Source organism: Acinetobacter sp. B-6 (genome assembly GCF_056930735.1).
The window spans coordinates 22,595-35,564 of sequence record NZ_JBXPBY010000003.1 but is presented as its reverse complement, the minus strand read 5'-3'; the positions used below and the strand labels follow the sequence as shown (position 1 = coordinate 35,564).

The following is a 12,970-nucleotide window of genomic DNA, read 5'->3' as shown; positions in this document are numbered from 1 at the left end:
GAAAATTTTTTATAGTTAGAATTTAACTGAATTAAAAGCGCATTAATTCTTGAACCAACTGAGAAGATGTACTTTCTATGCTTACTTCACGCACAGTTTCATCTGCTCCTTTTAAGATCGTAATGACATGATCAGCTTTTGGAATTTCATCTCCACCTTTCGAAGGCCACTCAAATAAGAATAATGCATCTGTTTGGTCTAAATAATCACGTATTCCCATCAATTCTAATTCATAAGGATCATTTAAACGATACAAATCAAAATGAAATACATCCTTAGCTTGAATGCTATAAGGCTCCACCAATGTATATGTTGGACTTTTAACTGCACCTTGATGCCCTAAACTTTGCAACCAATAGCGCGTTAATGTTGTTTTACCCGCGCCAAGATCACCGATGAGATAAATTACGCCTTTTGCAATATGTTGCGCCAGTTTTTGCGCTAACTTTTGAGTGTCTTGTTCATTGCTTAGACTTAATCTAGAGGAATACTGCATAACGCTCACAACATGATTCAAACCAGACAATATGATAGCATTGCACGACTTTAAAACCTATGTTGCATTGTTGAGAAATCATGTTTTGACCTGTTCAAGCTGACTTCAATAGCAATTACAATCTTAATGACATCCAGTATCACCATGAAACAATATACTTCTCTTTCAGACTTTCAACCACCAATGAGGAATGGTGTAACAGCATCTAAAGTATATTTACCTCAATTAGAAAAATCCCCACAAAGTCTATTTGTATTTTTGTGTGAGCACTTTCCGCATATTACTGCCAATGAATGGAGGCAGCGTTTTGATGATCATTTAATTTTGGATATGCATGGTCAAACCCTCAGTATAGAGCATCCTTATATCGAAAATACTCATATTTATTATTATCGTTTTCTCAACCACGAAGTTCAGGTGCCATTTCAGGAAAAAATTCTTTATGAAAATGATGATCTACTGGTGGTTGATAAACCCCACTTTCTAACCATTAGCCCATCAGGACAATATATTCAAGAGACCCTTTTAGTTCGCTTAAAAAAAACCACCAATAATGCAGACTTGACACCTATACATCGTTTAGACCGTGAAACAGCTGGAGTCGTGTTATTCTCCAAGCGTCCACAAACTCGTGGTATTTACCAGCAAATGTTTGCTGATCGTCAGGTAAAAAAGACCTACCATGCCATTGCCGCTTATAACCCAAACCTCAGCTTCCCATGTCAGGTTGCATTAAGAATGGAGAAAGGTGAACCTTTCTATACCATGAAAGTAACCGAAGGCATAACCAACTCACAAACTGAAATTCATCTTATTGAACATGATCAGGTATGGGCTAAATATTTATTAAAACCAATTACAGGAAAGCAGCACCAACTACGTGTACATCTCAATTGGCTGAATTTGCCCATCAAAAATGATCCATTTTATCCAACTGTATTGCATAAAGATCCTCATGATTTCTCACAACCTTTACAACTTTTAGCCCAGAAAATTGAGTTTATTGATCCGATTACAATGCAAGCGTTATGTTTTTGTTCTGCCTATGAATTGACACTGTAATGTTGACGTAATGACAAATATAGGACTTTTTGATGATTAGAGATTGAAATTACGCAAGCTTTGATTAAAATAGGCATTCAAACTTAAATTTTGTTTGGTTAACATTCATGAGAAAAACCGAAGTTTATCAAGTACGCCTTGATTCACAAGAAAAAAAACTTGCTTTTGCCGTTTTTAAACAATTAGGCATCACCCCTGCTCAAGCAGTTCGACTTTTTTTTAAACAAGTCGTAATCACCAAATCTATTCCATTTGCAATTGAAAACCAAAATATCAATATGGACCAGATATTAAAATTAAGAAAACTCAAGCAAGAACAACAGAATGGACAAACAAGTACTGCTGTTGACTTAAGTGATGATGACGAAGATTTGTTTGCAGAGTTAAATGCGATCTTGGGCGAAAGTGACAAAAATTAACAGTGTCGCAATTTTAAACAATTCATTCACTTTAATTTTCTATTTTTTAGTTATGCTCTTTTGCAAAGATAAAAAATCATTGCAAGGAGTATATAAATGATCGTGAGACGCGCGACCAAAGAAGATTTAGATCAACTTGCTGTTTTATTTGATGAATATCGCCAATTTTATGGTGCATCTTCCAATCTTAAACAATCTCTTGATTTTCTTAAACAACGTTTTGAGAATAAGGAAAGTGTCATCTTTATTCATGTAAAAGATGATGTTTTTACAGGTTTTGTTCTACTTTATCAGGGTTTTACATCTGTATCCTGTTCTAAATACTATATTTTAGATGATGTATATGTCACTCCGGTTTATCGCAGACAAGGTTCTGCCAAACAGCTGATTGATACAGCCATTCTATTTGCAAGACATGAAGATGCACAGCGTATTAGTTTAGAAACACAAAAAAACAATTACCATTCCCATCAATTGTACGAACAAATGGGTTTTGTCAAAGATAACGAGTTTCAAACCTATCATTGTTTCTTGAAGTAATTCTATTTCTTGCAGGCGTTTTAGTTTTAACACTAAAAGGTGAATTTTGGATTATTAATGCTGTTAGATTGTCAGATGAAGTGCAATAAAGCTTTCATTGCCACAGTTTATATCTCAAAAGTTTAAATAGATTTGTTTAGGCAATACTGTACTCTTATGCTGTAAATAAAGCAGTGCTTTGTTTATGCTCATATACCCCGCTCAACATGGCGACATCCATGTCGCCTCACGCTACACCGAACATCGATGATTCAAAAGTACAAAATAAATGAATCACCAAATCTTCTAGTAAATTGTATAAAAATCATAAAGTTCATTAGGTATGCATGATTAAAATCCAATCACTTGTATGAATAATCAGGCGGTTTGACCATAGTCTATCTAAAACTAATCATCAGTGAAGCCTCAGACTTTGCTAACTATGATTAAACTTCAGATAAATCATCTGATTTATTTTTTGCAGCCACCACTTGGGCTTCATTTAGATATAGCCATTCTCCTTCAGGCAAATCATTCAGTACCAATTGTCCTACTTGGGCACGATGTAAACGCTCAACTTTGTTGCCTACCGCAGCAAGCATTCGTTTCACTTGATGATAAACACCTTGATGTACAGTTATTTTTAACGCATGTTCAGCAAGACGTTGTACATCTGTTGCTGCAAAAAGCCCTTTTTCATTACGCAGTTCAACGCCTTGCTCAAGTTGTTGAATTTGCTCATCCGTGATCGGGTCAACAGTTTGTATTTGATAAACTTTAGGCACATGTTTTTTAGGATGCGTCAAGGCTTGTAAAAACTGACCATCATCAGTGAATAGTAATAAACCTGTGGTATCCTGATCTAAGCGCCCTACACTTTGTAGACCACGATTCATCAATACATCATCAAACAGATCAAAAACACTGAAATGATGAGTAGATTGATGTGAACATTCATAATTCTGCGGTTTATTTAAAGCGATATAAACTTGTTCTCGATATTGAAATGTTTGCTGATACACCGAAAATTCTAAATGATCTAAATCAAGTTTAAACTTTGGATCAGAAATAACCTCGTTTTGAATTTGAATTGCACCATTCTTGATTAATTGCTGGCAATGCTTTCTAGAACCAAAACCTTGTGATTGCAACATTTTTTCCAAAAACATAAATCAATACCTTAAAAATTCATGACACAGTTTAAAGTATCGTGAATCGAAACCCAATCGAGATTCGTATTTTATCAGCATGATCACTTCATCATGCATAGACACTAGCCACCAAATACAAATGATTTATGCGCTGCTACCCCAGCCATTGCACCATCAGCAACAGAGAATGCAACAGAACCACCTGAACGTGTGATGTCCCCACATGCGTAAATGTTTTTTAAATTGGTCTGCTTTGTAGCATTGGTTAAGATTGCTTCACTATATTCATTACGATCTATATCCAAACCTAGTTTTCTAATCCAAGGTGAATTAATTCTCATAAAAGTAGAGACAAATAATCCATCCAATTGAGTCTGGTCACCATTTTCAAATTTCAAATCACAATGATTTTCGATCTTGGCGATTTTACGAGTATCTAACTTCACATGGCGTTGATTTAATTGCTCCAAAATTGCAGGCTCGATTGTATCAATTGAAACTGCAGCATTGAGGAATAATGTTGTATTGCCCCAATCAGGTAGCATTAAAGCCATATGAAGAGAATGCGAACCAGAATATAACATCCCGAGTTGACCAAGATTTAATTCATAGCCGTCACAATATGGACAATGGAATACACTCTTTCCCCAACGCTCAGTCAAGCCTTCTATTTCTGGTAAATCATCTTTCACACCTGCTGCAATAATCAATTTTTCAGCTTGAATCAGGTCGCGCTTATTATTTTCATCTTCTGTAAAAACCTCATAATCATCATTCATTGCCTGTACGTCGATAACAGATGCATTCAACCAAGTAATGCTTGAATATTTTTCTAACTGTTGCTTTGCTGCCGCAATGATTGCAGAAGGCTCCTGTCCATCTTGGCTCAGAAAATTATGTGAATGCGCCGCAAACCTATTTCTACGTAAACCCGCATCTACCACCAATACTTTTTTTCTAGCTCTTGCTAAAGGTAAAGCCGCAGATAAACCTGCAAAACTTCCACCAATGATCATCACGTCATATTTCATTTTTAAACCCCTATATGTAACTTTTAAAGTTACTATATTGCTTTATTTTTAAAATTGCAACTTTTGATGTTACAATTAATGCTAAATTAAGGAGTGTGCATATCATGCGCAAAGACAGTAAACTTTCCCGGATGTTACATGTGCTATTACATATGGCACGTGAAAAAAAACCATTCACATCAGAACAGATTGCAGTAATGCTCGACACCAATCCTGTCGTGGTTAGACGTACTATGTCGGGTTTAAAAAAAGCGGGATTTGTACATGCCGATAAAGGACCTGGCGGTGGTTGGACATTAATCCAAAATTTAAATGAAATTTCGTTATATGATATTTATCAGGCTGTCGGTGAACCCACCATTTTTGCCATGGGGAATGAGCAAGAAACGCCCAACTGTCTTGTTGAACGTGTGGTAAACACTGCTTTAAATCAAGCAATGCTAGAGGCACAAAACATTTTAATACAGCAACTTAAATCAACGAATTTAGCAAAACTTGCGCAAGATTTTGAGTACCAATGGAACTTATTGGAGAATAAACCTTTCAATATTTCAGCGCACTGATTTGCTTTTGTTGAGAATTTTAATACGAATAAATAGATCTCTTCACGCCCTACCTGTGTTGTTTTTAGTATAATGCGCTGTTGGAATGAATTGTAAATGATGAATATTAATGAGCCTTTCTAGTCTAGATCTAAATTTAATCGTGCTTCTTGTTTTATTGGCTTGTGGTATTTTCAGTCACAATACAGCAGTGACTATCGCTGCTGGCGTATTAATTGTCTTTCGAATCACGCCATTAAGTGAGTTTTTTCCTTTATTACAAACTCACGGTTTGGAGGTCGGAATTATCATTTTAACAATTGGTGTTCTTACCCCGATTGCCAGTGGGAAAATTCCAGGCGATGTCATCCTAAAATCATTTATGCATTGGAAATCTCTGACTGCAATTGCAATTGGACTATTGGTCGCATGGTTAGGTGGGCGCGGTGTTTCCTTAATGACCAGCCAACCCAATGTCGTAGCAGGTTTATTGATTGGTACAGTAGCTGGAGTAGCATTACTGAGAGGTGTTCCTGTGGGTCCACTGATTGCAGCTGGCATCTTATCGTTATTGATTGGTAAATATTAAAAAATCTTCAAACAAAAAATTCTGAAAAGTTTAAGCCGCCCACCATTGCCAGATATAGATTAAAATCATGCTGATGGGTAACTGTGTAATGTAGAGTAATCAATAGAACTGATTTTTTGCTACAAAGCATGTTCAATTGGTCAAGTTTTAACTTTTACTTCATTAATAAAATAATGATCCTCTGATTTTACTTGGATAAATCATAAAATTAAAATCTGACAAACTGCAAAAAATAGAAAAAATATCAAATAAAATTAATAACATAATCAAATATCACACATTATCAACAGTACAAAAATTCATCCTAATCGTTGAATTTTCTTCCACCAAATCATGCTTTTTATTCGGTAATATTAAAGAAATTATCGATCTCTCTATCTAAACCTATTTAGAGCGGAAAAATTATTCTTAAACAAAGAAATTCTTTTACCTTAAAAAATTTTAAGTAATCCAAACTCAAGACGGGGCTGTATTAAACATGACAAAAATTACAAAAGAAACCTTAAAACAACCTTCAAATACCCAGATTGTAAAAATACATAAGTATTTAGAATCAAGTATCCTTGATTATCGTGGTGATACTTTATTTAGCCGTATCTATCCCCTACTTGGAAAAGAAAGCATTATCTTATTGCATGGCGGACCGGGTTTTCCAAGTGACCTTACAGAAGTTGTAGAATATTTTAAGCACCAGTTTCAAATCATTGTATTTCATCAAAGAGGTACAAAAAAATCCCCGTGTATAAGCGGAGATTACTCATTAGAGGCATATCTCAATGATATTGAAACGGTACGTAAATTTTATAAAATTGATAAGTTTCACTTATGGGGACATTCTTGGGGTGGACTTTACGCTCAAGTCTATACAGAAAAATATCCCGATCATTTACTCAGTCTGTTTTTATGTAACCCGGGATCTGGAACAAACACACAGTGGCAGCAAACTGAAAACGAAGTGATGCAATTCAATAAATCCAAGGTCAGTTCTTGGCAATGGACAAAAATGGGAATATATAGTTTTTTAGGAATGCTTGGTTTTGATAAAGCTTATCAAAACCTCTTTAGACAAGTCATGAAAAACTATCATGCAGAATTTATCTCCACAGAAAATATTGAACAGACCGAAGATTTTTCTTTATTAAAAGCAAAAGCCATCAATAAAACCAGAGCTGAAATTATTAAATACCCACTGCTCAAAGGCTTAACCCAAGTTGATTTTAAAATTACCATCCTATATGGTGATCAGGACATATACACCAACAGCAAACATTTTGTAATTGATCGTTATCCGACAGCAACTGTCTTTAATGTTGTAAATTCTGGTCATTTACCTTGGTTACATCATTCCCAAGCCTATAAAGATATTTTGAGTAGTCACTATCAATATCTCATGGAAACCCTCAGAGATTAAAATAGGGATTTACATTTATACATTCAAATTGATCACTTTACGGGCACGTTTATGTTCGTACATTTTAAGATCAGCGAACTCGATCAACTTATTCAGTTCCAATGCATCTTCAGGAAAAAACGCCAATCCGACGCTTGCCCCCATATTCAGTCTAACATTTTCAAATACAAACGGTAGTCCACATGCCTCTACAATACGATTCATCACTTTCTTTGCTAAATCTTGATCACCTAAGCTACTTAAGATTACCGCAAATTCATCACCACCTAAACGTGCCACTAAATCATCTTGCCGAGTAGTACTTACAATACGCTTCCCTATTTCCTTTAACGCTTCATCACCTAAACGATGACCATATTGATCATTGATTGGCTTTAATCCATCCATATCAATCATCAATATTCCCAAAAGTTTTTGAGTACGTTTTGCTTTTTCTACCCCTTGTCTTAAACAGTCCAGAAACAAAGCACGATTAGCCAACCCAGTTAAAGTATCTTGCGTTGCTAATTTATATAATTCTTGCGCACCAAATTTCGAAGCATGATACATTGCCGCGGCAATCAACTCCGACATCAGTGTCAATAAATTGATATCGGCGTCTTTAAATGCATTTACACGTTCTGAATAGATTTTTAAAACACCTATCGGTTCATCAGAATGAATCAATGGAACGACAGCCATTGAACGTAAACCAACTCGTCTACATGCCTCTCGATCAACACGCTCATCTACTTCGCTGTCTTTACAATAAAGTGTGCGATTTTGAGCTATACACAACCCAGAAAGGCTAGAATCCATTTTTAAACGTAGACCCAGAAATGCAGTTGCACCATTCGATACAGCACGGTAAACCATATCCCCATGCTCAGCGAGTTCTACAATTGCCCCTTTGGCTTGAGTAATCAGTTGAACTTGTTCAGCCACCAATGTCATTACTGCATTGATGTCTAAACCCAATTTAGCAATTGCCGTCTGTGTTTGAATGACTGAAAGCAATTGCTTGGCTGTTGGTTGTTTCGTTTTAGACATACATCATCCTAGACGAGTTATACAATACAAGAAGAAATACACAGTGATCGCAATACTTCATCAATCATATTTTTCATTTTTGATTAACTGTAAAATATGAACGAAATACAATGAAGATGCATTAAAACTTTGAAACACATCTTATGATGATTCATATTTAAAGTATATTACTGTGCTCACTAAATTCATGATGAAATACTCAATTTAACATGTGTTATTGAGCTGTGTCAGCGTTTGATTGGCAATCATCCGTTCTATCAACGTATAATTTAAAATAATGTGATTTCCTTAATATTATCTGAATACTTTTTAATCAAAAACACCAATAAATATTCAATCTGTGCCAGATTATTCAGGATAAACCGTCAAATTTCTTTTAAGATGAAATAAATTTTAAATATTCAAAGAATAATGAACAAAATGATTGAGCAAGAGGATGCCATCATCATCCAAAGCATTGAGCTATTGCTTGTACATTAAATCGAGATATTCTGAGGCTTTAGTTTGACCTTGCTTTGCTGCCGCTTTAAGCCAGTAAATTGCTGTCTGTTTATCTTCGGAAATTCCGAAATTTCCCATAAGCATCATGCCAGTTAAATATTGTCCATCTCGATCACCATTCTCGGCACTTTTTTTAAACCATTTATAAGCTTCTGCATAATTGCGCTTATCACCATCACCTTTGAAGTAAATAGAACCCAGCCGATTGAAAACCTTTGTATTTCCTTTTTCTGCGAGTATTAAATAATAAGGTTCTGCAGAAGCAATATCTTCTCGTTCGAAATAATAATATTGCGCTAATGCATAAATATCTTCATCATTTCCCTTATTGGCAAGTTGCTTGAGTAACTGCTCGATATATTTTTCATCGCGCGGAATAAGATGACGATAATACAACTTGAGTAGATTTCTTTGAGCGTCAGTAACATCTCTTTCGGCAGCAATTTTGAACCATTTTGCGGATTCAAGATAATCTTGTTTGACACCTTTTCCATAAAAATAAATTAAACCTAAATTATGGTTCGCCGAACGATGCCCCAAGGCTGAAGCCTTTTTATATAGTTCTATTGCCTTTGGTAGGTCCTGTTCAACACCTTGACCAGTCTGCGTTAAATATCCCAAATCAAAAAGTGCTTGTTTTTGGTTCAATGCCGCTTTCTGTTGTATCTCTGTCACATTGATTTCAAGATCAGCTGAATATACAACATTGCTCAATAACATCAGTTTTAAAATTGAAATATATATAAATTTTCTTATTTCCACTCGTACAAACGCATCTCTATGTAAGCGTAAAATATGTTAAACAAAAATAAGCGATATTCAAATACTATGAATTGTCTTTTTCCCAAAGTGCAGTTTTACAAACGTTCATACTAAAAGCACAACGATAGATATCGCCGCAATGCACTTCAATATGAATTGTCTCTCATCATTTTATAAAAAAGTCCCTCAAAGCCGACACTTAACAATTCAACAAAACAAGTTAAAAACAATCTTTGAATCAAAAATTTGCATTGTATCTCGTTCTGTTGATCCCTATCTTTCTGGTTGAAATAAAGCAATGTGAGATTGTTAAGTGTCTATCAAACTATTTTATGTTTACCACATACCATTATTTGATTTTACTTCTACAGCTCCAGAGGTTGAAGCGTCATATCGTCAATGAATAAGCTTGAATCCTATTACTCAGGACAGCTGTTCACCATTGTATTCTTTAAGGATTCAGGTATTTGTTCAATTCCAAATGCACTATATAGGCGGTTTATACGCGCTCGATTTCCCTTAAAAGAGCACATTAGCTCAGCAACCTGAGTGATTCGGCTAAATGAAGGATAACGTTCTAAGGCAAGTATTGAACCACGTTCAACTCGATCCCAGTCAATGCTGTTACGCTCTAGATTAAATGGGTTTCCTCGATCAATAGCCGTAAAAACGATCAGATAATAATACATATCCTGATTTGGACCAGAATTTAAACGCTGGATGTCACCGATCACCTCATTAATCATTCCAGGATAGCCACCAAGCCATTTCTGATCATTAATCGCGATATAGGTATTATAAATCGGACGATATGAAGGAAATTTTGCAATACCTTCTTTATATGTTGCATAAGCCTCTTTGGCTGCATCAAAATTTTGGTATGATTTTAATAAAGCAACATAATAAAAAGGATCTTTGGAGGCAATCTCTTTATGTTCTTGTAAAAAAGAGATTCGTTGCATTTGTAATTTTATAAAAATTTCAAGGTCATCCTGAGAGACTTCATGGATATAATTTCCACCTCTATAGACCCATGATTTCGCACCCAATAGATAGGCTTGAAACAGATATGGTAAAGGTGATTTAGGCGTTGCCTTTAACCACTCATCAGCAAGTTGCTGTTGTTGTTCCCAAACTGACTCATCCCGTGTTCTATATCTTTCTGTTATTTCAGCAAGTTTCTCTAAATATATGGTATGCCTATTCTTACCATTTAAAAAAATTGCTTCCGACTTTAATTCTTTGGAAATAAGACGATCAAGCGCTTTAAAGTCTTTTTTCGCAAGCAACAACATTATTTCTTCTTTAATAGCCAATGCTTCACTATAAGTATCACCACGAATAATGGTCATTTTTCCAAGTTTTTTATAATCTTGTTCAGTTACATCTGCATAAACAGAATTATTAAAATGGACCACAGCAAGTACAGCTAATAAAATTTTTTTAATCATTGGTAAAATTAATAAGAATCAAGTATAAAAATTTTACCGATATAAATCATATTTTACAACAGCTTGACTCAACATTACTCAGGTAACTTATGTCCGCAATGTGGGCAAAAACAGTATTTATTCTTTTCTCTTTCCGCCTCTTCTTCTTTTCTTTCACGAATGAGTTGTAAAACAATGTCACGGGTTTGATCAATAGATAGACCAACTTCTCGGCGAATATTGTCTATTTTTTCTTCATCATGGATAATATCAATCTCACAACTTTGCAATAAATCTCTGAATTTTAATTCTAATTGCTGTTTTCTTAACTCAAGTTCATTGGCTAAACCATTTGCCAAAATACCTGCTGGTAAAGCCGCTAAACCAACGCCAAGAATCGTGATCATTGCGCCCAAAAAACGTCCCAGTGGCGTAATAGGTGTGACATCACCATAACCCACTGTTGTTAATGTTACGACTGCCCACCACATTGAGGCAGGAATAGAACTAAATACTTCTGGCTGTGCTCGTCCTTCCACAACATAGATGCCTGCTGCCGCCATCACGATCATGATCACTAAAATAAAAATGACGGCTTGAAAAGAGCCTTTTTCACGTTCAATTACACGCAACAGAATTTGTAGTGAAATAAAATAACGAGTGAGTTTTAACAAACGCAATAAACGTAAAATCCGCAGGAATCTCAAGTCGATATGTACAAAGAAATTGATATATGCAGGCAAGATTGCCAGCAAATCAATAATTGCGGCCCCACTTGTTACGTAATTCCAGCGAGCTTTCCATTCAGATTCAAAAGGTTCTTTTTCGGCAATACTCCAAAAACGTAAAACATATTCAACCGTAAAAACCACTATGGATATATCTTCAAAAGTATCAAAATAAAGTTGGTACGCTTTATACACATCGTTAATGGACTCTAAAAGTACAGCAATCACATTTCCAATAATCAGAAAAATGAGCGAAAAATTGATCGCACGACTAAACCATGTTTCATAATCTTCATTGTGTAGATTGTCATAAACAAATTTTCTGAGGGTGTACCAAGCTGTGAAGCGCATCAATTGTTCTTTATTTTAAAGATGACTCATTTTAATACGGATTGGCTAAATTGCACATCATCATGCCCTGAGCTTTACAAATTTACAGCTTGAACTCAGCAATAAAGCTTTATTAAAGACATAAATATATTTTCATTATTTCATAAATTTTTATTATATAATCACAGAAATTGACGCACTAGATTCAATATAGCGACATAAATATATAATCTTTGAGAAGTCTATAAAGTCTTTTTTAAGCTGACAAATAAGCAGCGGACAGTATCGTTAAAGGCACCCTTCCTCTAAAGATACTATCCGCCAAATCAAAGCCAGTCTCCCAAATGTCTTTGATTTAATAAGTTTATTTTAGCGCTATGTTGAATAGAATGTTTTCCGTATTTTATATAAATCTTTAATTTTTTCGGAATGATTTTTCAAATATCTTTATTTTTTCGAAAATATTTTCTGTGGTACAGCTTATGAATGATAGCCAATACACCTTAGACCGAATTGATCGCAAAATTTTATCGGCACTTCGTCAAGATGGGCGTTTAACTATCGCTCAACTCTCAGAACTTGTCGGACTTTCCTCTTCTCCATGTTGGACACGCGTTAAACGTCTTGAGTCTTTAAATGTGATTGAAGGTTATACTGCGACAATCAATGCCAAGGCAATTGGGATTAACGAACTCTTTTTTATCGAAATCACCTTAGAACGTCATGATGATGAAATTTTAGAACAATTTAGTGATGCGCTCAGTCAAATGCCAGAAGTGGTTGAAGCACATTTGGTGACAGGAGATTATGATTATTTGGTTAAAGTCGCGGTCAAGAATGCCGAACATTACGAACGTTTTTTACGTAAAAACTTATACTCAATGAAAGGCATTCGTCATACTCGATCTATTTTTGCTTTACGTCCATTAAAATTAGAAAATAAAGCAGACCTGATGCTGATTGAATAGCG

At 35.1% G+C, this 12,970-nt stretch carries 14 protein-coding genes; 7 read left to right on the top strand and 7 right to left on the bottom strand.

Features of this window, described 5'->3' with window-relative positions:
• Positions 1–31: 31 nt before the first annotated feature.
• Complete coding sequence (tsaE, locus tag AC1Z3T_RS04480) at positions 32–496, bottom strand: tRNA (adenosine(37)-N6)-threonylcarbamoyltransferase complex ATPase subunit type 1 TsaE (RefSeq protein WP_100885074.1); 465 nt, start codon at positions 494–496, stop codon at positions 32–34.
• Positions 497–640: 144 nt separating this feature from the next.
• Between tsaE and AC1Z3T_RS04475 the strand changes: the two genes are divergently transcribed.
• The 3 genes from AC1Z3T_RS04475 to AC1Z3T_RS04465 all read left to right on the top strand — a co-directional run bounded on the left by AC1Z3T_RS04475 (position 641) and on the right by AC1Z3T_RS04465 (position 2,517).
• Entirely contained in the window at positions 641–1,558 is a 918-nt protein-coding gene (locus tag AC1Z3T_RS04475; protein ID WP_483396475.1) for a pseudouridine synthase, read from the top strand.
• Between the two features lie 107 nt (positions 1,559–1,665).
• Positions 1,666–1,977, top strand: coding sequence for a type II toxin-antitoxin system RelB/DinJ family antitoxin (locus AC1Z3T_RS04470; RefSeq protein WP_004831022.1), 312 nt, complete (start codon positions 1,666–1,668; stop codon positions 1,975–1,977).
• 96 nt (positions 1,978–2,073) lie between these two features.
• Positions 2,074–2,517: a GNAT family N-acetyltransferase gene (locus AC1Z3T_RS04465; RefSeq protein ID WP_004831023.1), complete on the top strand. Its 444-nt coding sequence runs from the start codon at positions 2,074–2,076 to the stop codon at positions 2,515–2,517.
• Positions 2,518–2,942: 425 nt separating this feature from the next.
• Here AC1Z3T_RS04465 and AC1Z3T_RS04460 read toward each other — a convergent pair whose 3' ends face one another.
• Positions 2,943–3,665 (bottom strand): pseudouridine synthase, encoded by a 723-nt coding sequence (locus AC1Z3T_RS04460; protein WP_100885072.1) that lies wholly within the window; start codon positions 3,663–3,665, stop codon positions 2,943–2,945.
• A 104-nt stretch (positions 3,666–3,769) separates the two neighbouring features.
• Positions 3,770–4,678, bottom strand: a complete 909-nt coding sequence (locus AC1Z3T_RS04455; RefSeq protein WP_100885071.1) for an NAD(P)/FAD-dependent oxidoreductase — start codon at positions 4,676–4,678, stop codon at positions 3,770–3,772.
• Between the two features lie 104 nt (positions 4,679–4,782).
• Here AC1Z3T_RS04455 and AC1Z3T_RS04450 point away from each other — a divergent pair, with 104 nt between their 5' ends.
• From AC1Z3T_RS04450 to AC1Z3T_RS04440, 3 genes are all read left to right on the top strand, one after another.
• Positions 4,783–5,241 carry an Rrf2 family transcriptional regulator gene (locus AC1Z3T_RS04450; protein ID WP_004831026.1) on the top strand — a complete coding sequence of 153 codons (459 nt, stop codon included), beginning with the start codon at positions 4,783–4,785 and terminating at the stop codon, positions 5,239–5,241.
• Between the two features lie 109 nt (positions 5,242–5,350).
• On the top strand, positions 5,351–5,809 hold the full coding sequence (locus AC1Z3T_RS04445) for a DUF441 domain-containing protein (RefSeq protein ID WP_100885070.1): 459 nt from the start codon (positions 5,351–5,353) through the stop codon (positions 5,807–5,809).
• A 478-nt stretch (positions 5,810–6,287) separates the two neighbouring features.
• Positions 6,288–7,220, top strand: a complete 933-nt coding sequence (locus AC1Z3T_RS04440; protein WP_483396474.1) for an alpha/beta fold hydrolase — start codon at positions 6,288–6,290, stop codon at positions 7,218–7,220.
• Positions 7,221–7,235: 15 nt separating this feature from the next.
• On the opposite strand, the gene AC1Z3T_RS04435 is transcribed toward AC1Z3T_RS04440, so the two are convergent.
• The 4 genes from AC1Z3T_RS04435 to AC1Z3T_RS04420 all read right to left on the bottom strand — a co-directional run bounded on the left by AC1Z3T_RS04435 (position 7,236) and on the right by AC1Z3T_RS04420 (position 12,021).
• Positions 7,236–8,249 carry a sensor domain-containing diguanylate cyclase gene (locus AC1Z3T_RS04435; RefSeq protein ID WP_100885068.1) on the bottom strand — a complete coding sequence of 338 codons (1,014 nt, stop codon included), beginning with the start codon at positions 8,247–8,249 and terminating at the stop codon, positions 7,236–7,238.
• 462 nt (positions 8,250–8,711) lie between these two features.
• A complete protein-coding gene (locus AC1Z3T_RS04430; RefSeq protein ID WP_228153697.1) occupies positions 8,712–9,425 on the bottom strand; it encodes a tetratricopeptide repeat protein in 714 nt (237 codons plus the stop codon).
• 506 nt (positions 9,426–9,931) lie between these two features.
• Positions 9,932–10,963 (bottom strand): hypothetical protein, encoded by a 1,032-nt coding sequence (locus AC1Z3T_RS04425; protein ID WP_100885067.1) that lies wholly within the window; start codon positions 10,961–10,963, stop codon positions 9,932–9,934.
• A 74-nt stretch (positions 10,964–11,037) separates the two neighbouring features.
• Positions 11,038–12,021 carry an ion transporter gene (locus AC1Z3T_RS04420; protein ID WP_004831032.1) on the bottom strand — a complete coding sequence of 328 codons (984 nt, stop codon included), beginning with the start codon at positions 12,019–12,021 and terminating at the stop codon, positions 11,038–11,040.
• 461 nt (positions 12,022–12,482) lie between these two features.
• Here AC1Z3T_RS04420 and AC1Z3T_RS04415 point away from each other — a divergent pair, with 461 nt between their 5' ends.
• Positions 12,483–12,968, top strand: coding sequence for an Lrp/AsnC family transcriptional regulator (locus tag AC1Z3T_RS04415; RefSeq protein ID WP_004831033.1), 486 nt, complete (start codon positions 12,483–12,485; stop codon positions 12,966–12,968).
• Positions 12,969–12,970 lie beyond the last annotated feature (2 nt).

What these genes read in the sequence shown, in the direction of transcription:
- AC1Z3T_RS04445 (WP_100885070.1), top strand. Translation starts at nt 5,351, where the DNA reads ATGAGCCTTTCTAGTCTAGATCTAAATTTAATCGTGCTTCTTGTTTTA.
- AC1Z3T_RS04465 (WP_004831023.1), top strand. Translation starts at nt 2,074, where the DNA reads ATGATCGTGAGACGCGCGACCAAAGAAGATTTAGATCAACTTGCTGTT.
- AC1Z3T_RS04440 (WP_483396474.1), top strand. Translation starts at nt 6,288, where the DNA reads ATGACAAAAATTACAAAAGAAACCTTAAAACAACCTTCAAATACCCAG.
- AC1Z3T_RS04460 (WP_100885072.1), bottom strand. Translation starts at nt 3,665, where the DNA reads ATGTTTTTGGAAAAAATGTTGCAATCACAAGGTTTTGGTTCTAGAAAG.
- AC1Z3T_RS04470 (WP_004831022.1), top strand. Translation starts at nt 1,666, where the DNA reads ATGAGAAAAACCGAAGTTTATCAAGTACGCCTTGATTCACAAGAAAAA.
- tsaE (WP_100885074.1), bottom strand. Translation starts at nt 496, where the DNA reads ATGCAGTATTCCTCTAGATTAAGTCTAAGCAATGAACAAGACACTCAA.
- AC1Z3T_RS04475 (WP_483396475.1), top strand. Translation starts at nt 641, where the DNA reads ATGAAACAATATACTTCTCTTTCAGACTTTCAACCACCAATGAGGAAT.
- AC1Z3T_RS04415 (WP_004831033.1), top strand. Translation starts at nt 12,483, where the DNA reads ATGAATGATAGCCAATACACCTTAGACCGAATTGATCGCAAAATTTTA.
- AC1Z3T_RS04450 (WP_004831026.1), top strand. Translation starts at nt 4,783, where the DNA reads ATGCGCAAAGACAGTAAACTTTCCCGGATGTTACATGTGCTATTACAT.
- AC1Z3T_RS04435 (WP_100885068.1), bottom strand. Translation starts at nt 8,249, where the DNA reads ATGTCTAAAACGAAACAACCAACAGCCAAGCAATTGCTTTCAGTCATT.
- AC1Z3T_RS04420 (WP_004831032.1), bottom strand. Translation starts at nt 12,021, where the DNA reads ATGCGCTTCACAGCTTGGTACACCCTCAGAAAATTTGTTTATGACAAT.
- AC1Z3T_RS04455 (WP_100885071.1), bottom strand. Translation starts at nt 4,678, where the DNA reads ATGAAATATGACGTGATGATCATTGGTGGAAGTTTTGCAGGTTTATCT.
- AC1Z3T_RS04425 (WP_100885067.1), bottom strand. Translation starts at nt 10,963, where the DNA reads ATGATTAAAAAAATTTTATTAGCTGTACTTGCTGTGGTCCATTTTAAT.